Origin of the sequence: Pseudooceanicola nanhaiensis (genome assembly GCF_020171315.1) — a bacterium.
GTDB classification, from domain to species: Bacteria; Pseudomonadota; Alphaproteobacteria; order Rhodobacterales; family Rhodobacteraceae; genus Pseudooceanicola; species Pseudooceanicola nanhaiensis_A.
In genome coordinates this window covers 578329-591711 of sequence record NZ_JAIUZP010000001.1, presented here as the reverse complement: position 1 = coordinate 591711, position 13383 = coordinate 578329, and the positions used below count along the sequence as shown (strand labels likewise).

Here is a 13383-nt window from a genome sequence, read left to right as displayed (position 1 = left end):
CAAGCCCAGCGAAGAAGATGGCCATCGCCGCGGCGCAAGGCCGGCAAGCCGTGGGCCCTGCGCCAGCGTTCGCGATGGCATTGAAACACCGGCCATTCTTGAGCCGGTCAATCTGTATCGGGTGAGGCGACCTGAGAGAGCAGGTGCCGAAGCTGTGGTCGGAAACTTTGCTTTGATGAGATGCGCTTACCTCATGTCCACTGGCTGCACTTTGTTGACGCCCGCCCAAGGCGCAACGAAGGGCACGATGGGCGTGCCGAGCATCCAGTGGGCTGGCGTATCCCGCACACCCAGGTTGTGACGGCCGTGGCGGTGGGGGTCTTCGGTCCGACCGTCGGGCTGTCGACGCTGATCCTCGCAGCCGTCGAGATAGCGCCTTCACTTGGCCGCAGGCGCGCCGCGGCAGGTTGATCCAGAGACAGGGCGGTTTGTACCAGTCTGCCTTCCACCCCGTCCTACTCATCTCCTCGCAAGAAAATCAGAAAAATTTTTCTGCCATGCATCCAAACCGCATCCGCTGGGAGTCATGGGGGTAGCGAGGCTGCGGAATACCCCGCGCCGAAGCCCATTGAGGAGATTGAAGATGATGAAGACTGCAACTGCGACCCTCGGCCTGCTGGCCCTGACCGCAACCGTCGCCCAGGCGGATGACCACGGCCTCAAGGCCGTTGCCCTGAGCGGTGACAAGATGCTGCACATGATCGACGCGGGCACGGCCACCGTGGGCGAAAGCATGGAAGTGACCGGCGTCGACCGCCTTCTGGGCATCGATCTGCGCCCCTCCAACGGCCAGCTGATCGGCGTCACCGATACGTTCGACATCGTCGAGATCGACCCGATGACCGGTGCGGCCACCGTGATCTCCACCATGGATACTGAACTGCCGGTCATGGAGGGGGCACCGGTGATCGTCGACTTCAACCCGATGGCGGACAAGCTGCGCTTCATGTCCGGCACCACCAACCACCGCGTCGACATCGAAAGCGGTGCCGTGACCGTGGACGGCTCGCTTGCCTTCGAGGAGAAGGACATGCACGCGGGCGAAGCACCCGCCATCGTCGCTGCCGCCTACATCAACAGCTACGGCAAGCCCGAAGGCACCGCGATGTACGACATCGACAGCACCATCGTGGCGCTGATCCAGCAGACCTCGCCCAATGACGGTACGCTGGCCGCTGTGGGCAAGCTGGGCATCGACGCCTCCGACAGCTACGCTTTCGACATCGCCACCGATGCAGAGGGCACCAACACCGCCTGGCTGGTGGCCGCCGGTCAGCTGCACACCGTGTCGCTCGAAGATGGTGCGATCACGGAAAGCTGGGACATCAAGGGAGCCGGTGACAACGTGATCCGCGACATCACCTTCATGACCGCAGACGAGATGTGAGCGACTGCGCGATATCACCCGCCGTCCCGATCGAGGGACGGCGGCCTCGGGTCCCGTCATCTGGTTTGACAGCCGACCCATCGTTGACTAGCCCTGTATCCACTGAAGGGGCGCGCCCCGGCGGGAGGGGAGAGAAAGTCATCGAAACGGACCATTCCGCGCTGCTCATCGCCTGCGCATCAGGCGACCGCTCGGCCCTGAAGGCCATTGTCGATGCCGAGGGCGGGCGTATGCTGGGCGTGGCCCGACGCATGCTGCGCCGCTCCGATCTGGCGGAAGATGCGGTGCAGGATGCTCTTGTTCTTGTCTGGCGTCGTGCGGGGCAGTTCGATCCCGCCCGCGGCAGTGCCAAGGGCTGGCTCTATACGATCTTGCGGAACCGTTGCCTGACCATGCTGCGCAGCGAAGAACGTGAGGTCACCAGCGATGCGGCGGATGTCGACGTTACCCCGGTACCCGAAGTCTTGGCCAGCGCCTATGGCGGTCTGGACGATGCCACCGGACTGCGCCAATGTCTTGACCGTCTGGACGGCCCGACCCGTGACGCCATCCTCGCGTCCTATGTGCTGGGGTATAGCCACGGTGAGATCGCCGGGCGCCTCGATAGCCCGCTGGGTACGATCAAGGCCCGGATGCGGCGCGGATTGCTCAAGCTGAGGGAGTGTCTGTCATGACAGAGTATTCTCTTGAAGTAATGATCGACGAGGTCGTTCTGGGCCTGGCCTCTGACGCGGACTGCGCGAAGCTGGACCGAATGGCAGCCGAAGACCCAGCTGTCGCAGCCCTGCTGGAGCGCGCCCGCCTGCGCTTTGCGCCGCTTGATGACACAGCAGCGCCACAGCCCCTGCCTGAGGGTTTCTGGAACCGCCTCACCGACCGGCTCGACGTCCCCGACGGTCCCGCCGCACCGGCGGAGATCGTGGAGCTTGACGATGTGCGGGCCCGCCTTGCGCGCTGGCGCCGGGCGACCTACGGCGCTGTTGCGGCAACGGTGCTGCTGGCCTTCCTCGCGGGATGGTCCCTGTTGACGCCCACGCCGCCACTGGTGGTAACGGTCCTTCTGGATGCAAGCGGCGGCGCCGTCGCTTTGGTGGAGAGCGCACCGGACAACACCACCCGCATCACCCTGCTGGAGCAGCCTGCCGTTCCAAGTGGCCAGGTCATGCAGGTCTGGACAAAGCCCGACGACGCAGGCCCGCCAGTCTCTCTGGGGTTGCTCGCCGACGGAACCTCGGAGACACTGACCATCCGCGGGCTCACCGCCCCGACCGCTCGGCAGCTCTACGAGATAACGCTGGAACCTGCAGGCGGCTCGCCCACGAACCTTCCAACAGGTCCGATCCTGGGTGTCGGCAGGGCGAACGATCCAGTCATTTGAACCTGGCGTTGATCGGTGTCTGACCGAGCTTTGCCACTAGTGATCGAGACTGGTTCATCTGTCATCTAGCCCCTGGTCGCTAAAATCACGCCGGGCGTACTATGTTCCGCGATATGGTCCGTAGACCGAAAGTCAGCTGCTTCGGTATCGCCGACAACCGTCCGCAACGCAGCGAATGCCCGCTTCCCGCCCTTTACTCTCGACCAGATCGCCATGCAGCAACCGGGCTGTAAGTTCCGCTAAAGTCTGGGACGCAACCCTTAGCTGCGCCTGTCTCGCCCGGCAGCTAAGGGCTGAGTCTTGCCGCATACCGTGGTGGGGTGTGACCTGCTCCCCAAAGAGTCTGCAGCAAGCAAATAGTCCGCACCGGGTGCGTACGTCTGTGGCATTGCGCCCAGGGAGGCCGTTGGCCGCCTGCCTAAACCGTTGGGATCGACGCCTCAGATAATCGCGCCCGTTACTTCTCATTTTCGGAAAGTAAGCTTTCGATATATTGACTTTGTTGAAGCAACATCCCGCGCTCTACTGGGCCTAACGCAGCATAGCCCGAGTAGACAATGACCCTCACGACCCAGACCGCCCCCCTGACGGACGCCCCGCAGCCTGACTTCGTGGCCGAGGCCGCGGCTCTCTTTCCCGGCGGCGGGATCGGCCCGAGCGACGCCACGCTGCGCACGCTCTACCCGGCGATGATCCACCGTGCCGAGGGGCCGTGGCTGCACACCTCCGAGGGCGAAAAGCTGCTGGACTTCGTCATGGGCGGCAGCGCGCTGATCCTCGGCCATGGCGATGCCCATGTGGCCGCCGCCGTGGCCGAACAGGTCGGGCGCGGCACCCATTATTACCAGATCCTCCACGAACCCGCGCTGCGCTTTGCCGCCAAGCTGGTCGAGACGATCCCGGTGGCCGAGAAGCTGATCTATACCTCCACCGGCAGCGATGCGGTGCAGCAGGCGGTGCGCCTGGCGCGGGCCAAGACCGGGCGGCCGGGGGTGCTGAAGTTCACCGGCGCCTATCACGGGACCAACGACGTGGCTCTGGTCGGCATGTCCTCGCCGCAGGGGCGCAACGCCGGGCAGGCCGATGCAGGCGGGATCGACCCGGCGGGCCTCGGCAATGTCTTCGCCGTGGCGCGCGACGATCTGGCCCGGGTGGAAACGCTGCTGCGGCTGGAGGGCGATCGGATCGCCTGCGTCCTGATCGACCCGCTGCAACGCTGGCTGAAACCCGATCCCGCCTTCCTGACCGGGCTGCGCGCGCTCTGCGATCAATACGGCGTGCTGCTGGTCTTCGACGAGGTGGTGACCGGGTTCCGGCTGTCGCTGGGCGGCGCGCAGGCGCTCTGGAACGTGACGCCCGACATCGCGGCCTATGGCAAGATCATCGGGGGTGGCCTGCCACTCGGCGCGGTGGTGGGGCCTGCGGAGATCATGGACATGGCCGATGCGCGGAGCCGTGAAGCGGGCACCGCCGTGGCGACCTCGGGCACCTTCAATGCCAACGTGCTGGCCTGCACCGCCGGGCTCGCCACGGTTGAGCGGCTGTGCACGCCGGGTCTCTACGAGGGGCTGGCGGAGAAGGGCGCCGCGCTGCGTCACGAGATGCAAGCGATCCTCGATCAGAACGGTATCGCCGCCGTGGTGGGCGGCGAGGCGAGCTTCTGGCATGTCACCTTCGGCGATCATGAGCCCACGACCTACGAGGACAACCTTGGCATGGACCTCGAGCGCGCCCGCGCGCTGGACCGTGCTTTGCTGACCAACGGCATCTTCGTGATGCCCAATGGCCGCCGCTCCCTTTCCGTCGCGCACGGACCGGAGGAGATCGCGTATTTCCTCTCCGTCTTCGACGACATCTGCAAGAAGAAGGCCTTCTGACCATGACCGACACGACCATCCTCTTCGGGGCCGACGACTGCCTGCATCTGGCCGAGATGCTGCGCAGCAGTTCGATCTCGCGCCGGGAGCTGCTGGAAGAGACGATCCGCCGGGTCGAGACGCTGGACGAGACGCTCAATGCCGTTCCGATCCGCTTCTTCGAGGCGGCGATGGCCGAGGCCGATGGCCCGCTGCCGGACGGTCCCTTCGCCGGTGTGCCGGTGATGGTGAAGGACGCCCAGACCCCGATCAAGGGGCAGGAGATGACCCAGGGTTCCAACGTGATGAAGGGCAACGTGGCGGCGGCCGACGCCCCGCTGGTGGCCCGGATGAAGGCCGCGGGCATGACGATCCTCGCGCGCTCCTCCAGTGCCGAATTCGGCTCGATGTTCGAGACCGATACCGCCCGCTATGGCGCCACCCGCAACCCGTGGAACCCCGACCATTCCTCGGGCGGGTCGTCCGGCGGGGCCTCCGCCGCGGTGGCCGCGCGCATGGTGCTGGCGGGCCATGCCGGCGACGGCGCGGGCTCGATCCGGGTGCCGGCGGGCTTCTGCGGGGTCTTCGGGCTGAAGCCGAGCCGGGGCCTCGTGCCCATGGGGCCGGACCCGCTGGAAAGCCCCGGCGGCACGACGACCTCGGGTTTCACCTCGATCTCCGTGCGCGACAACGCCGCGATGCTGGATGCGGTCTCGGCCCCGATGACGGGCGCACTCTACCCGGCGGTGAACCAGGGCGTCAGCCTGCTGGCACAGCTGGAAGAGGCGCCGAAGGGGCTGAAGATCGGCCTGATCCGCCGACCCTTGGCCGAGATTGAGCCCGACCCGGAAGTGATCGCCGCCGTCGAGGAGACCGCCGCGCTCTGCGAGGAGCTGGGCCATCATGTCGTCGAGGTGGAACTGCCCATCGACCATGCCGCCACGCTGGAGCGGATCTGGCTGCACTGGGCCGTCAGCATCGGCACCGCCATCCACCGCATCGACCAGCGCCGCGGCGTGCCCGGGGCGATTGCAGATGCGGGCCGCTACGTGCAGCTGCTGTGGGAGAAATCCCGCGCCGTCACCGCACCCGATTACCTCGCCAACCTGAACCGGCTGCAGGTCACCTGCGGGCAGGTGGCACAGTGGCAGGAGGCGCAGGGCCTCGAAGTGCTGCTCTCGCCCATGGCCGCAGGGGCGCCGCCGCGCCTTGGCTGGCTCAACGCCGAGACCGACGACCCCGAAACCGTGCACATCCGGCAGCGCGATTACTTCAGCTACACGCCGCTGATGAACCACATGGGGGCGCCCGGCATGTCCGTGCCCCTCGGCTGGAGCCGCAGCGGCCTGCCGCTCGGCAGTCACTTCTTTGCCGCGCAGGGGCAGGACGGCCTGCTGCTGCGCCTCGCCCGACAGCTCGAGATTGCCCGCCCGTGGCGGGACAGGCTGCCCGGGATCTGCTGAGGCGGACCCGGGACACGACACGACGCGGGCCGCCGCCCCCTCCCGGCGGCGGTCCGGAACAACAAGAAAACACATCAACAGGGAATGACCATGTTCAAGAAGACGCTTTCCGCGGCCCTCCTGGGGACCGTCTGCGCGGCACTGCCCGCCTTTGCCCAAGACCCCGTCGCCGGGGGACGCCTCAACCTGCTCGTGCAGCCCGAACCCTCGGGACTGATGTTGGGCATCACCACCAACGCCGCCACCAACCTTGTGTCGGGCGGCATCTACGAGGGCCTGCTGCGCTATGATCAGGACCTGACGCCGGAACCCTCGCTCGCCAAGAGCTGGGAGATTTCCGAGGACGGGCTGACCTACACCTTCCACCTGCAGGAGGGCGTAAAATGGCATGACGGCGAACCGATGACGGCCCATGACGTTGTCTTCACCTTCACCGAGTTCCTGACCGAGACCCAGCCGCGTCACCGCAACATCATGAACCGCGTCGCCTCGGTCGAGGCGCCCGACGAGCTGACCGTGGTCTTCACGCTGAAACAGGCCTTTGGCCCCTTCATCCGGATCTTCGCCTACAAGACCGCGCCCATCGTGCCCGCGCATATCTACGAGGGCACGGATTTCCGCGCCAACGAGGCCAATGCCACCCCGATCGGCACCGGCCCGTTCAAGCTGGATGAATGGCAGCGTGGCGCCTACATCGGCCTCGTGAAGAACGAGGACTACTGGATGGAGGGCCGTCCCTACCTCGACGAGGTGATCTACCACATCATCCCGGACGCCGCCTCGCGCGCCAATGCCTACGAGACCGGCGACCTGGACGTGCTGCCCGGCGGGACGATCGAGAACTTCGACATCGTCCGCCTGCAGAAGAACGAAGGCACCTGCGTCGACGAGGGCGGCTGGCAGTATTCCTCGCCCATGGCGTGGATGTGGCTGAACAACCGCAACGCGCCGCTCGACAATCCCAAAATGCGGCAGGCGATCATGTATGCGCTAGACCGCGAGCTGGCGCTGCAGGTGGTCTGGAACGGCTTCGGCAGGGTTGCAAAGGGGCCCATCGCCTCGACCACGCCCTTCTTCGACGAGACCGGCCCGCTCTACGAGCACAACCCCGAGAAGGCCAAGGAACTGCTGGCCGAGATCGGCTATGACGGCACGCCGCTGCGGATGCTGCCTCTGCCCTACGGCGAGACCTGGCAACGCTGGGCCGAGGTGGTCCGCCAGAACCTCGCACAGGTCGGCATCACCCTCCAGACCGAGGCCACCGACGTGGCGGGCTGGAACCAGAAGACCTCGCAGTGGGACTATGACCTCGCCTTCACCTTCGTGGCGCAGAACGGCGACCCGGAACTGGGCGTGGCGCGGAACTACATTTCCAGCCAGATCGCCAAGGGCAACCCGTTCAACAACGTCGAGGGCTATTCCAACCCCAAGGTGGACGAGCTCTTTGCCAAGGCCGCCGTCGCGGTGAGCACCGAGGAGCGGCAGGCGCTCTACACCGAGGTGCAGCAGATCCTGCAGGAAGACGTGCCGATCGCCTGGCTGCAGGAGCTGAGCTTCCCCACCGTCTACGACTGCGGGGTGCACAACCTGATCACCACGGCCAACGGCGCGGGCAATTCGCTGCGCGACACCTGGAAAGAGCAGTAAACCCATCGGCGGTCAGGCTCCGCGCCTGACCGCCCTTCCGCGCGGGCCGGGGCCGATCCCTCCCCCCTTCAGCCCGCCCGACCTTCCGACAGATCGACCGACCGAAAGGCCTGACCATGCTCGGCTTCCTCCTGACCCGTGTGGGGAAGGCAGCCGTCGTGCTGCTCTGCATCACGGTGCTGAACTTCCTCCTGATCCACCTTGCCCCGGGCGACCCGGCCATGGTCATGGCCGGTGAAGCCGGCGAGGCCGATCCCGAATTCATCGCGCAGCTGCGAGCGCAGTTCGGCCTCGACCGGCCGCTGTATGTCCAGCTCTGGAGCTATGTCAGCTCCGTCGCGCAGCTCGACCTTGGCTATTCCTACCGCCAGAACCTGCCGGTACTGGACCTGATCCTGCAGCGGCTGCCCGCGACGCTTCTGCTGTCGCTCAGCGCCTTCGTGATCTCGCTGGGCCTCGGCGTGCTGGCAGGCACCATCGCGGCGTCGCGGCAGGGTAAGCCCGCCGATACGCTGATCTCGACCATCGCTCTGCTGTTCTACGCCACGCCGCTCTTCTGGTTCGCGCTGATGGCCGTGCTGCTCTTCTCGGTCAAGCTGGACTGGCTGCCGGGCTATGGCTTCGAGACGATCCGCTCGGGCTATACCGGGATGGAACGGGTCCTCGACATCGCGGCGCACCTCGTGATGCCTGCCTTCACGCTGGGGCTGTTCCTGATGGCGGTCTACGTGCGCATGACCCGCGCCTCGATGCTGGAGGTGAACAAGCATGACTACGTCCGCACGGCCCGCGCCAAGGGCCTGCGCCCCGCGCTGATCCAGCGCCGCCATGTGCTGCGCAACGCGATCCTCCCGGTGGTGACGCTGGCGGGTCTGCAGGCGGGGCAACTCGTCGGTGGGGCCGTGCTGATCGAGACGGTCTTTGCCTGGCCCGGCATCGGGCGGCTGATGTTCGAGGCGCTCGCCCAACGGGATTACAACGTGCTGCTGGGGGTCTTCGTGGTCTCCGCCGCGATGGTCCTGATGTTCAACCTGGTCACCGACCTTGCCTACCGGCTGGTGGACCCCCGTATCCGGACGACCTGATGCTCGATTTCCTCAAACGCTTCGCCGGCAACCGCGGCGCCGTGATCGGTGCGCTTCTGCTGGTCGTCACCCTGCTGCTGGCGATCTTCTCGCCCATGCTCTACCCGCAGAGCCCCTGGGCCATCGCGCAGCGCCCCTTCCTCGAACCCTTCACCACCGAAGGCTACCTGATGGGCACCGACACGCTGGGGCGCAACGTGGCCTCCGGCCTCGCGCATGGCGCCTATATCTCGCTGCTGATCGGGCTGATCTCGACCCTTGTGTCGCTGGCCATCGGCATTCCGCTGGGGGCCTGCGCGGGCTATTTCGGCGGCTGGGTGGACGACATCCTGATGCGGGTGACCGAGTTCTTCCAGGTGATCCCCACCTTCGCCTTCGCTGTGGTGCTGGTGGCGATCCTGCAACCCTCGCTGACCTCGATCATCACCGCCATCGCGCTGGTCAGCTGGCCGCCGGTCGCGCGCCTGCTGCGCGGCGAGGTGCTGGCGCTGAAATCGCGTGAGTTCATCGAGGCGGCGCAGCTGTCCGGGCAATCCTCCACGACGATCATCCTGCGCCAGATCATGCCCAACACGCTGTCGCCGGTCGTCGTCATGTCCTCGATGATGATCGCCACCGCCATCCTGACCGAAAGCGCGCTCTCGTTCATGGGCCTCGGCGATCCCGAGATCATGAGCTGGGGCTACATGGTCGGCGCCGGGCGGACCGTGATCCGGCAGGCGTGGTGGATCAGCTTCTTCCCGGGCCTCGCCATCCTGCTGACGGTGCTGGCCTTCAACCTGATCGGCGAGGGGCTGAATGACGCCCTGAACCCGCGCCTGCGCAAGAGGGGCTGAGCCATGACCCATCACACCGATACGCCCGCCGCCCCCTCGGCCGCCATCCCCATCGTCCGCATCGAGGGCCTGTCCGTTGCGCTGCCCGAGGGGGCGGACCGCCCCTATGCCGTGGATCACACCTCCATCGACATGTACGCGGGCCGCATCCTCTGCGTCGTGGGCGAGAGTGGTTCGGGCAAATCCATGTCCGCCAACGCCATGATGGGCCTGCTGCCCGAGGGGGTGCGCGCCGTGAAGGGCCGCATCCTGCTGGGCGATGAAAACCTCCTCGCCTTCAGCGAAGAGAAGATGCGCGACATCCGGGGCCGCCGGATCGGCATGATCTTCCAGGAGCCGATGTCGGCGCTGAACCCGCTGATGCGGGTGGCGGACCAGATCGCCGAGGTCTTCGAGGCCCATGGCCTGCTGACGCCCGCCGAGCGGCAGGCCCGCGCGGTGGAGCTGCTGACCGAGGTCGGGTTGCCCGATCCCAAGCGGGCCGCGCGGGCCTATCCGTTCCAGCTCTCCGGCGGGCAACGGCAGCGCGTGGTCATCGCCATGGCGCTCGCGCTGGAGCCGGAGGTGCTGATCGCGGATGAGCCGACCACCGCGCTCGATGTCACCACGCAGGCCCAGATCCTCGCGCTGATCCGCAAGCTGCAGGTCGAACGCGGCATGGCGGTGATGTTCATCACCCACGACTTCGGCGTCGTGGCCGAGATCGCCGATGACGTCGTCGTCATGCAATGCGGCCAGATCGTCGAACAGGGCCCGGCCCGCGCGGTGCTGGACGCGCCGCAGCACGACTATACGCAGCGCCTGCTGGCGGCGATCCCGCGGCTGACACTGGCGCCGCGCGCGATGCCCGACTTCGCCCCGCTGCTGGAGGTCCGCGACATCCGCCGCACCTACGTCTCGGGCGGGGGTCTCTTCCGCCCCGTGCGCCGGGTCGATGCGGTGCGCGACGTGTCCTTCACCCTCGGCAAAGGCGAGACATTGGGGATCGTGGGCGAAAGCGGCTCGGGCAAGTCGTCCCTCGGGCGCTGCCTCGTGCGGCTGCAACCGGCGGATGCGGGCAGCGTGACCATGGAGGGGCGGGAAATCCTCGACCTCAAGGGCGAGGACCTGCGCCAGCTCCACAGGCGGGTGCAGATGATCTTTCAGGATCCCTTCTCCTCGTTGAACCCCCGGATCACCGTGGGGCGCACCATTGCCGACGGGCCGATCGCCTTCGGGATGAGCCGGGCGGAGGCCATGGACCGGGCGCGTGCCCTGCTGGAACGGGTGGGGCTCAACGCCGCCGCCGCCACCCGCTACCCCCACGAGTTTTCGGGCGGACAGCGGCAGCGGATCGGCATTGCCCGGGCGCTCGCGCTGGAGCCGGAGGTGATCGTGGCGGACGAGGCGGTCTCGGCGCTCGACGTGTCCATTCAGGCGCAGGTGCTGGAGCTGCTGGACGAGATCAAGCGTGACCTCGGGCTGTCGCTGATCTTCATCACCCACGACCTGCGGGTCGCGGCGCAGATCTGCGACCGGGTGATGGTGATGCAACAGGGCGCCTGCATCGAAATCGGCCCGGCACACCAGATCTTCAGCGCCCCGGAGCAGGCCTATACCCGCTCGCTTATCGAGGCGATCCCCGGGCGGGCCCGTGACCTCGCTGGGCAAGCGGCATGAGCACGGCGGGGCTTCTCGTCTGCAACCAGCTGAGCGCCGCCACCGGCGCCCGGCTGGAGGCGCATCCCGCGCACCCTCGCGTCATCACCCGGACCGAGCCGGAAGCGCCGTGGGAGCTGCCCGAGGGCACGGAGGTGCTGGTCACCCGGGGCAATCCCGCCTGGGCCAGGGCGCCGGAGGCAGCGCCCGCCGCCTTTGCCGGGCTGAAGTGGATACAAGTCATGTCCGCCGGGCTCGACTTCTATCCCGACTGGCTGCTGCGGGCCTGTCCGGTCTCCACCGGGCGTGGTCTGACGGCACATCAGATCGCGGACTACGTCATCGCCGCGCTGCTGCGCCGGGCCAAGCCGCTGGACGCGGTGGCACTGCGCCGGGGCGACGAGGGGCAGCACCGGCTGGGCACGCTGACGGGCACGCGTCTGGGGCTGGTGGGATATGGCGCCATCGGCGGCCAGATCGCCGCGCGGGCGCGGGCCTTCGGCATGGAGATCCGCGTGCTGCGGCGGCGGGAGGCCGCGCCCGAGGCGGGGGTCTCCTTCGTCACCGAGATCGAGGCGCTGACCGGCTGGGCCGATCACCTCGTCCTCGCCGCGCCCCTGACGGCGGCGACCCGGGGCCTGCTCAGCCGCGCCCGGCTGATGGCCTGCCGGCCCGGGCTGCACCTCGTGAATATCGCGCGGGGGGAGTTGCTGGACCAGGAGGCGCTGATCGGCGCGCTGGAGACCGGGACGCTTTCCTATGCCACGCTCGACGTGACCGTGCCAGAGCCCCTGCCCAAGGGCCATCCGTTGCTGGCGCATCCTAAGGTGCTGGTCACGCCCCATGTCGCTTGGTCCGGGTTGGATTTGGAAGAGGCGCTCTGGCCCCGGCTGGCAGAGGGGCTGAGCGCGGTGGCCACGGGCGGCACGCCGCCCTATCTTTCCGCCGACCTCGGCTACTGAGCGCCCGCCGATTGCAGCGCCCGGCCCGTCGCCGTCAGCACGGCGGCGGCATAATCCGCCACGAAGGCCTCCACCACCGGGTTGCGGCGACTGTCCTCCTTGGTGATCAGCTCCATCTGGCTGGCATAGCGCATCTCGGCCCCGCCGATCCGCTTCATCTGGCCCCGGGCGACCCAGCGATGGGCCACGTGGTCCGGCAGGAAGCCGATGATCTGGCCCGAGAGGATGAACATCGCCCGCGCCTCCTGCGTCGGAGCCACGGCCCGCACCCGCATGCCAGGCACCACGTCGCGGATCGGCGCGGTTTCGGTCCGCAGGACGAAGTCATAGTCCGAGAAGGCCTCGGGCGGCATATCGGCCGTCTGCGCCCCGAAGAGAGGATGGCGGCTGCCGCAGTAGAGGCTGGCCTTCTCTTCGTAGAGCGGTGTCCGGCGCACCCCCTCGCGGGCGAGGGGGAAGCTGCCGATGCCCACGTCGATATCGCCCCGCAGCACGCCCTGGATGATGAAGGTCTGGGAGCCGATCTCCATCCGGAGCGCCACGCTGTTGTCGGGGCGCGACAGGAAGCGGTCCACCGCCTCGGGGATCAGGTATTCCGGGTGGGTGTAGTCGCCGCCATGGCCGGCGATGGTCAACTCGCCGCTCAGCACGCCGCCCAGCAGGGCGATCTCGCTCGCGGCGGAGCTGACGCGGTTCAGCAGGTCGCGGGCGATGTCATAGACGATGCGCCCCTCGTCGGTCAGTTCGAACCCGCCGCGGCCCCGGTGGCAGACGGTAATCCCGAAGCGTTTCTCGAAGGTCGAGATGCTGGTCGAGATGCTCGACAGGGTCATGTTCAGCGCCGGTTGCGCCGCAGTCATCCCCCCGGAAGAGGCGACGGCCACGAAGACCTGAAGATGACGGATGTCCTGCGCGTGCAGGTTTGGGGTGCGAAGGAGGGACATGGCTGCGCTGGATGGTTATGCTTCGGTCAGCCTAAAGTGACTTGGGATCGCTGTCACCAAATCCGGAGCAATTCGGCCTGATCGCTGCCAGTACCGCCTGCGTGAGGGCAGAGGCGTGACGGCAGGCAGCGCGGCTCGACCTGAGTGGGTCAGACCCTCCTGCCCGTCAGAGCATTCCGGGTCCCCA

Annotated in this window: 11 protein-coding genes; 10 read left to right on the top strand and 1 reads right to left on the bottom strand. The window is 67.2% G+C overall.

The annotated features are described in order from the left end of the window. Positions 1 to 583: 583 nt before the first annotated feature. From LCM32_RS02770 to LCM32_RS02725, 10 genes are all read left to right on the top strand, one after another. Complete coding sequence (locus tag LCM32_RS02770; RefSeq protein ID WP_224819522.1) at positions 584 to 1387, top strand: DUF4394 domain-containing protein; 804 nt, start codon at positions 584 to 586, stop codon at positions 1385 to 1387. Positions 1388 to 1470: 83 nt separating this feature from the next. Further along, positions 1471 to 2061 carry a sigma-70 family RNA polymerase sigma factor gene (locus tag LCM32_RS02765; RefSeq protein ID WP_224819521.1) on the top strand — a complete coding sequence of 197 codons (591 nt, stop codon included), beginning with the start codon at positions 1471 to 1473 and terminating at the stop codon, positions 2059 to 2061. A 20-nt stretch (positions 2062 to 2081) separates the two neighbouring features. Further along, entirely contained in the window at positions 2082 to 2765 is a 684-nt protein-coding gene (locus LCM32_RS02760) for an anti-sigma factor domain-containing protein (protein ID WP_224819520.1), read from the top strand. A 557-nt stretch (positions 2766 to 3322) separates the two neighbouring features. After that, entirely contained in the window at positions 3323 to 4642 is a 1320-nt protein-coding gene (locus LCM32_RS02755; protein WP_224819519.1) for an aspartate aminotransferase family protein, read from the top strand. A gap of 2 nt (positions 4643 to 4644) precedes the next feature. Then, positions 4645 to 6084: an amidase gene (locus LCM32_RS02750; protein ID WP_224819518.1), complete on the top strand. Its 1440-nt coding sequence runs from the start codon at positions 4645 to 4647 to the stop codon at positions 6082 to 6084. 84 nt (positions 6085 to 6168) lie between these two features. Further along, entirely contained in the window at positions 6169 to 7731 is a 1563-nt protein-coding gene (locus tag LCM32_RS02745; protein ID WP_318246166.1) for an ABC transporter substrate-binding protein, read from the top strand. A gap of 116 nt (positions 7732 to 7847) precedes the next feature. Further along, positions 7848 to 8816: an ABC transporter permease gene (locus LCM32_RS02740; RefSeq protein ID WP_224819517.1), complete on the top strand. Its 969-nt coding sequence runs from the start codon at positions 7848 to 7850 to the stop codon at positions 8814 to 8816. Further along, complete coding sequence (locus LCM32_RS02735; protein WP_224819516.1) at positions 8816 to 9652, top strand: ABC transporter permease; 837 nt, start codon at positions 8816 to 8818, stop codon at positions 9650 to 9652. Before LCM32_RS02740 ends, LCM32_RS02735 begins: the two co-directional genes overlap by 1 nt. A 3-nt stretch (positions 9653 to 9655) precedes the next feature. Beyond that, positions 9656 to 11311: an ABC transporter ATP-binding protein gene (locus LCM32_RS02730; RefSeq protein WP_224819515.1), complete on the top strand. Its 1656-nt coding sequence runs from the start codon at positions 9656 to 9658 to the stop codon at positions 11309 to 11311. Beyond that, positions 11308 to 12252 carry an NAD(P)-dependent oxidoreductase gene (locus LCM32_RS02725; RefSeq protein WP_224819514.1) on the top strand — a complete coding sequence of 315 codons (945 nt, stop codon included), beginning with the start codon at positions 11308 to 11310 and terminating at the stop codon, positions 12250 to 12252. Before LCM32_RS02730 ends, LCM32_RS02725 begins: the two co-directional genes overlap by 4 nt. On the opposite strand, the gene LCM32_RS02720 is transcribed toward LCM32_RS02725, so the two are convergent. Then, positions 12246 to 13196, bottom strand: a complete 951-nt coding sequence (locus LCM32_RS02720) for a LysR family transcriptional regulator (protein WP_224819513.1) — start codon at positions 13194 to 13196, stop codon at positions 12246 to 12248. The two genes, LCM32_RS02725 and LCM32_RS02720, sit on opposite strands and share 7 nt — an antisense overlap. Positions 13197 to 13383: the final 187 nt, after the last annotated feature.

Excerpts from the sequence above, each read along its gene's own strand:
- LCM32_RS02770 (WP_224819522.1), top strand. The coding sequence starts at position 584 with ATGATGAAGACTGCAACTGCGACCCTCGGCCTGCTGGCCCTGACCGCA.
- LCM32_RS02760 (WP_224819520.1), top strand. The coding sequence starts at position 2,082 with ATGATCGACGAGGTCGTTCTGGGCCTGGCCTCTGACGCGGACTGCGCG.
- LCM32_RS02755 (WP_224819519.1), top strand. The coding sequence starts at position 3,323 with ATGACCCTCACGACCCAGACCGCCCCCCTGACGGACGCCCCGCAGCCT.
- LCM32_RS02750 (WP_224819518.1), top strand. The coding sequence starts at position 4,645 with ATGACCGACACGACCATCCTCTTCGGGGCCGACGACTGCCTGCATCTG.
- LCM32_RS02745 (WP_318246166.1), top strand. The coding sequence starts at position 6,169 with ATGACCATGTTCAAGAAGACGCTTTCCGCGGCCCTCCTGGGGACCGTC.
- LCM32_RS02740 (WP_224819517.1), top strand. The coding sequence starts at position 7,848 with ATGCTCGGCTTCCTCCTGACCCGTGTGGGGAAGGCAGCCGTCGTGCTG.
- LCM32_RS02735 (WP_224819516.1), top strand. The coding sequence starts at position 8,816 with ATGCTCGATTTCCTCAAACGCTTCGCCGGCAACCGCGGCGCCGTGATC.
- LCM32_RS02730 (WP_224819515.1), top strand. The coding sequence starts at position 9,656 with ATGACCCATCACACCGATACGCCCGCCGCCCCCTCGGCCGCCATCCCC.
- LCM32_RS02725 (WP_224819514.1), top strand. The coding sequence starts at position 11,308 with ATGAGCACGGCGGGGCTTCTCGTCTGCAACCAGCTGAGCGCCGCCACC.
- LCM32_RS02720 (WP_224819513.1), bottom strand. The coding sequence starts at position 13,196 with ATGTCCCTCCTTCGCACCCCAAACCTGCACGCGCAGGACATCCGTCAT.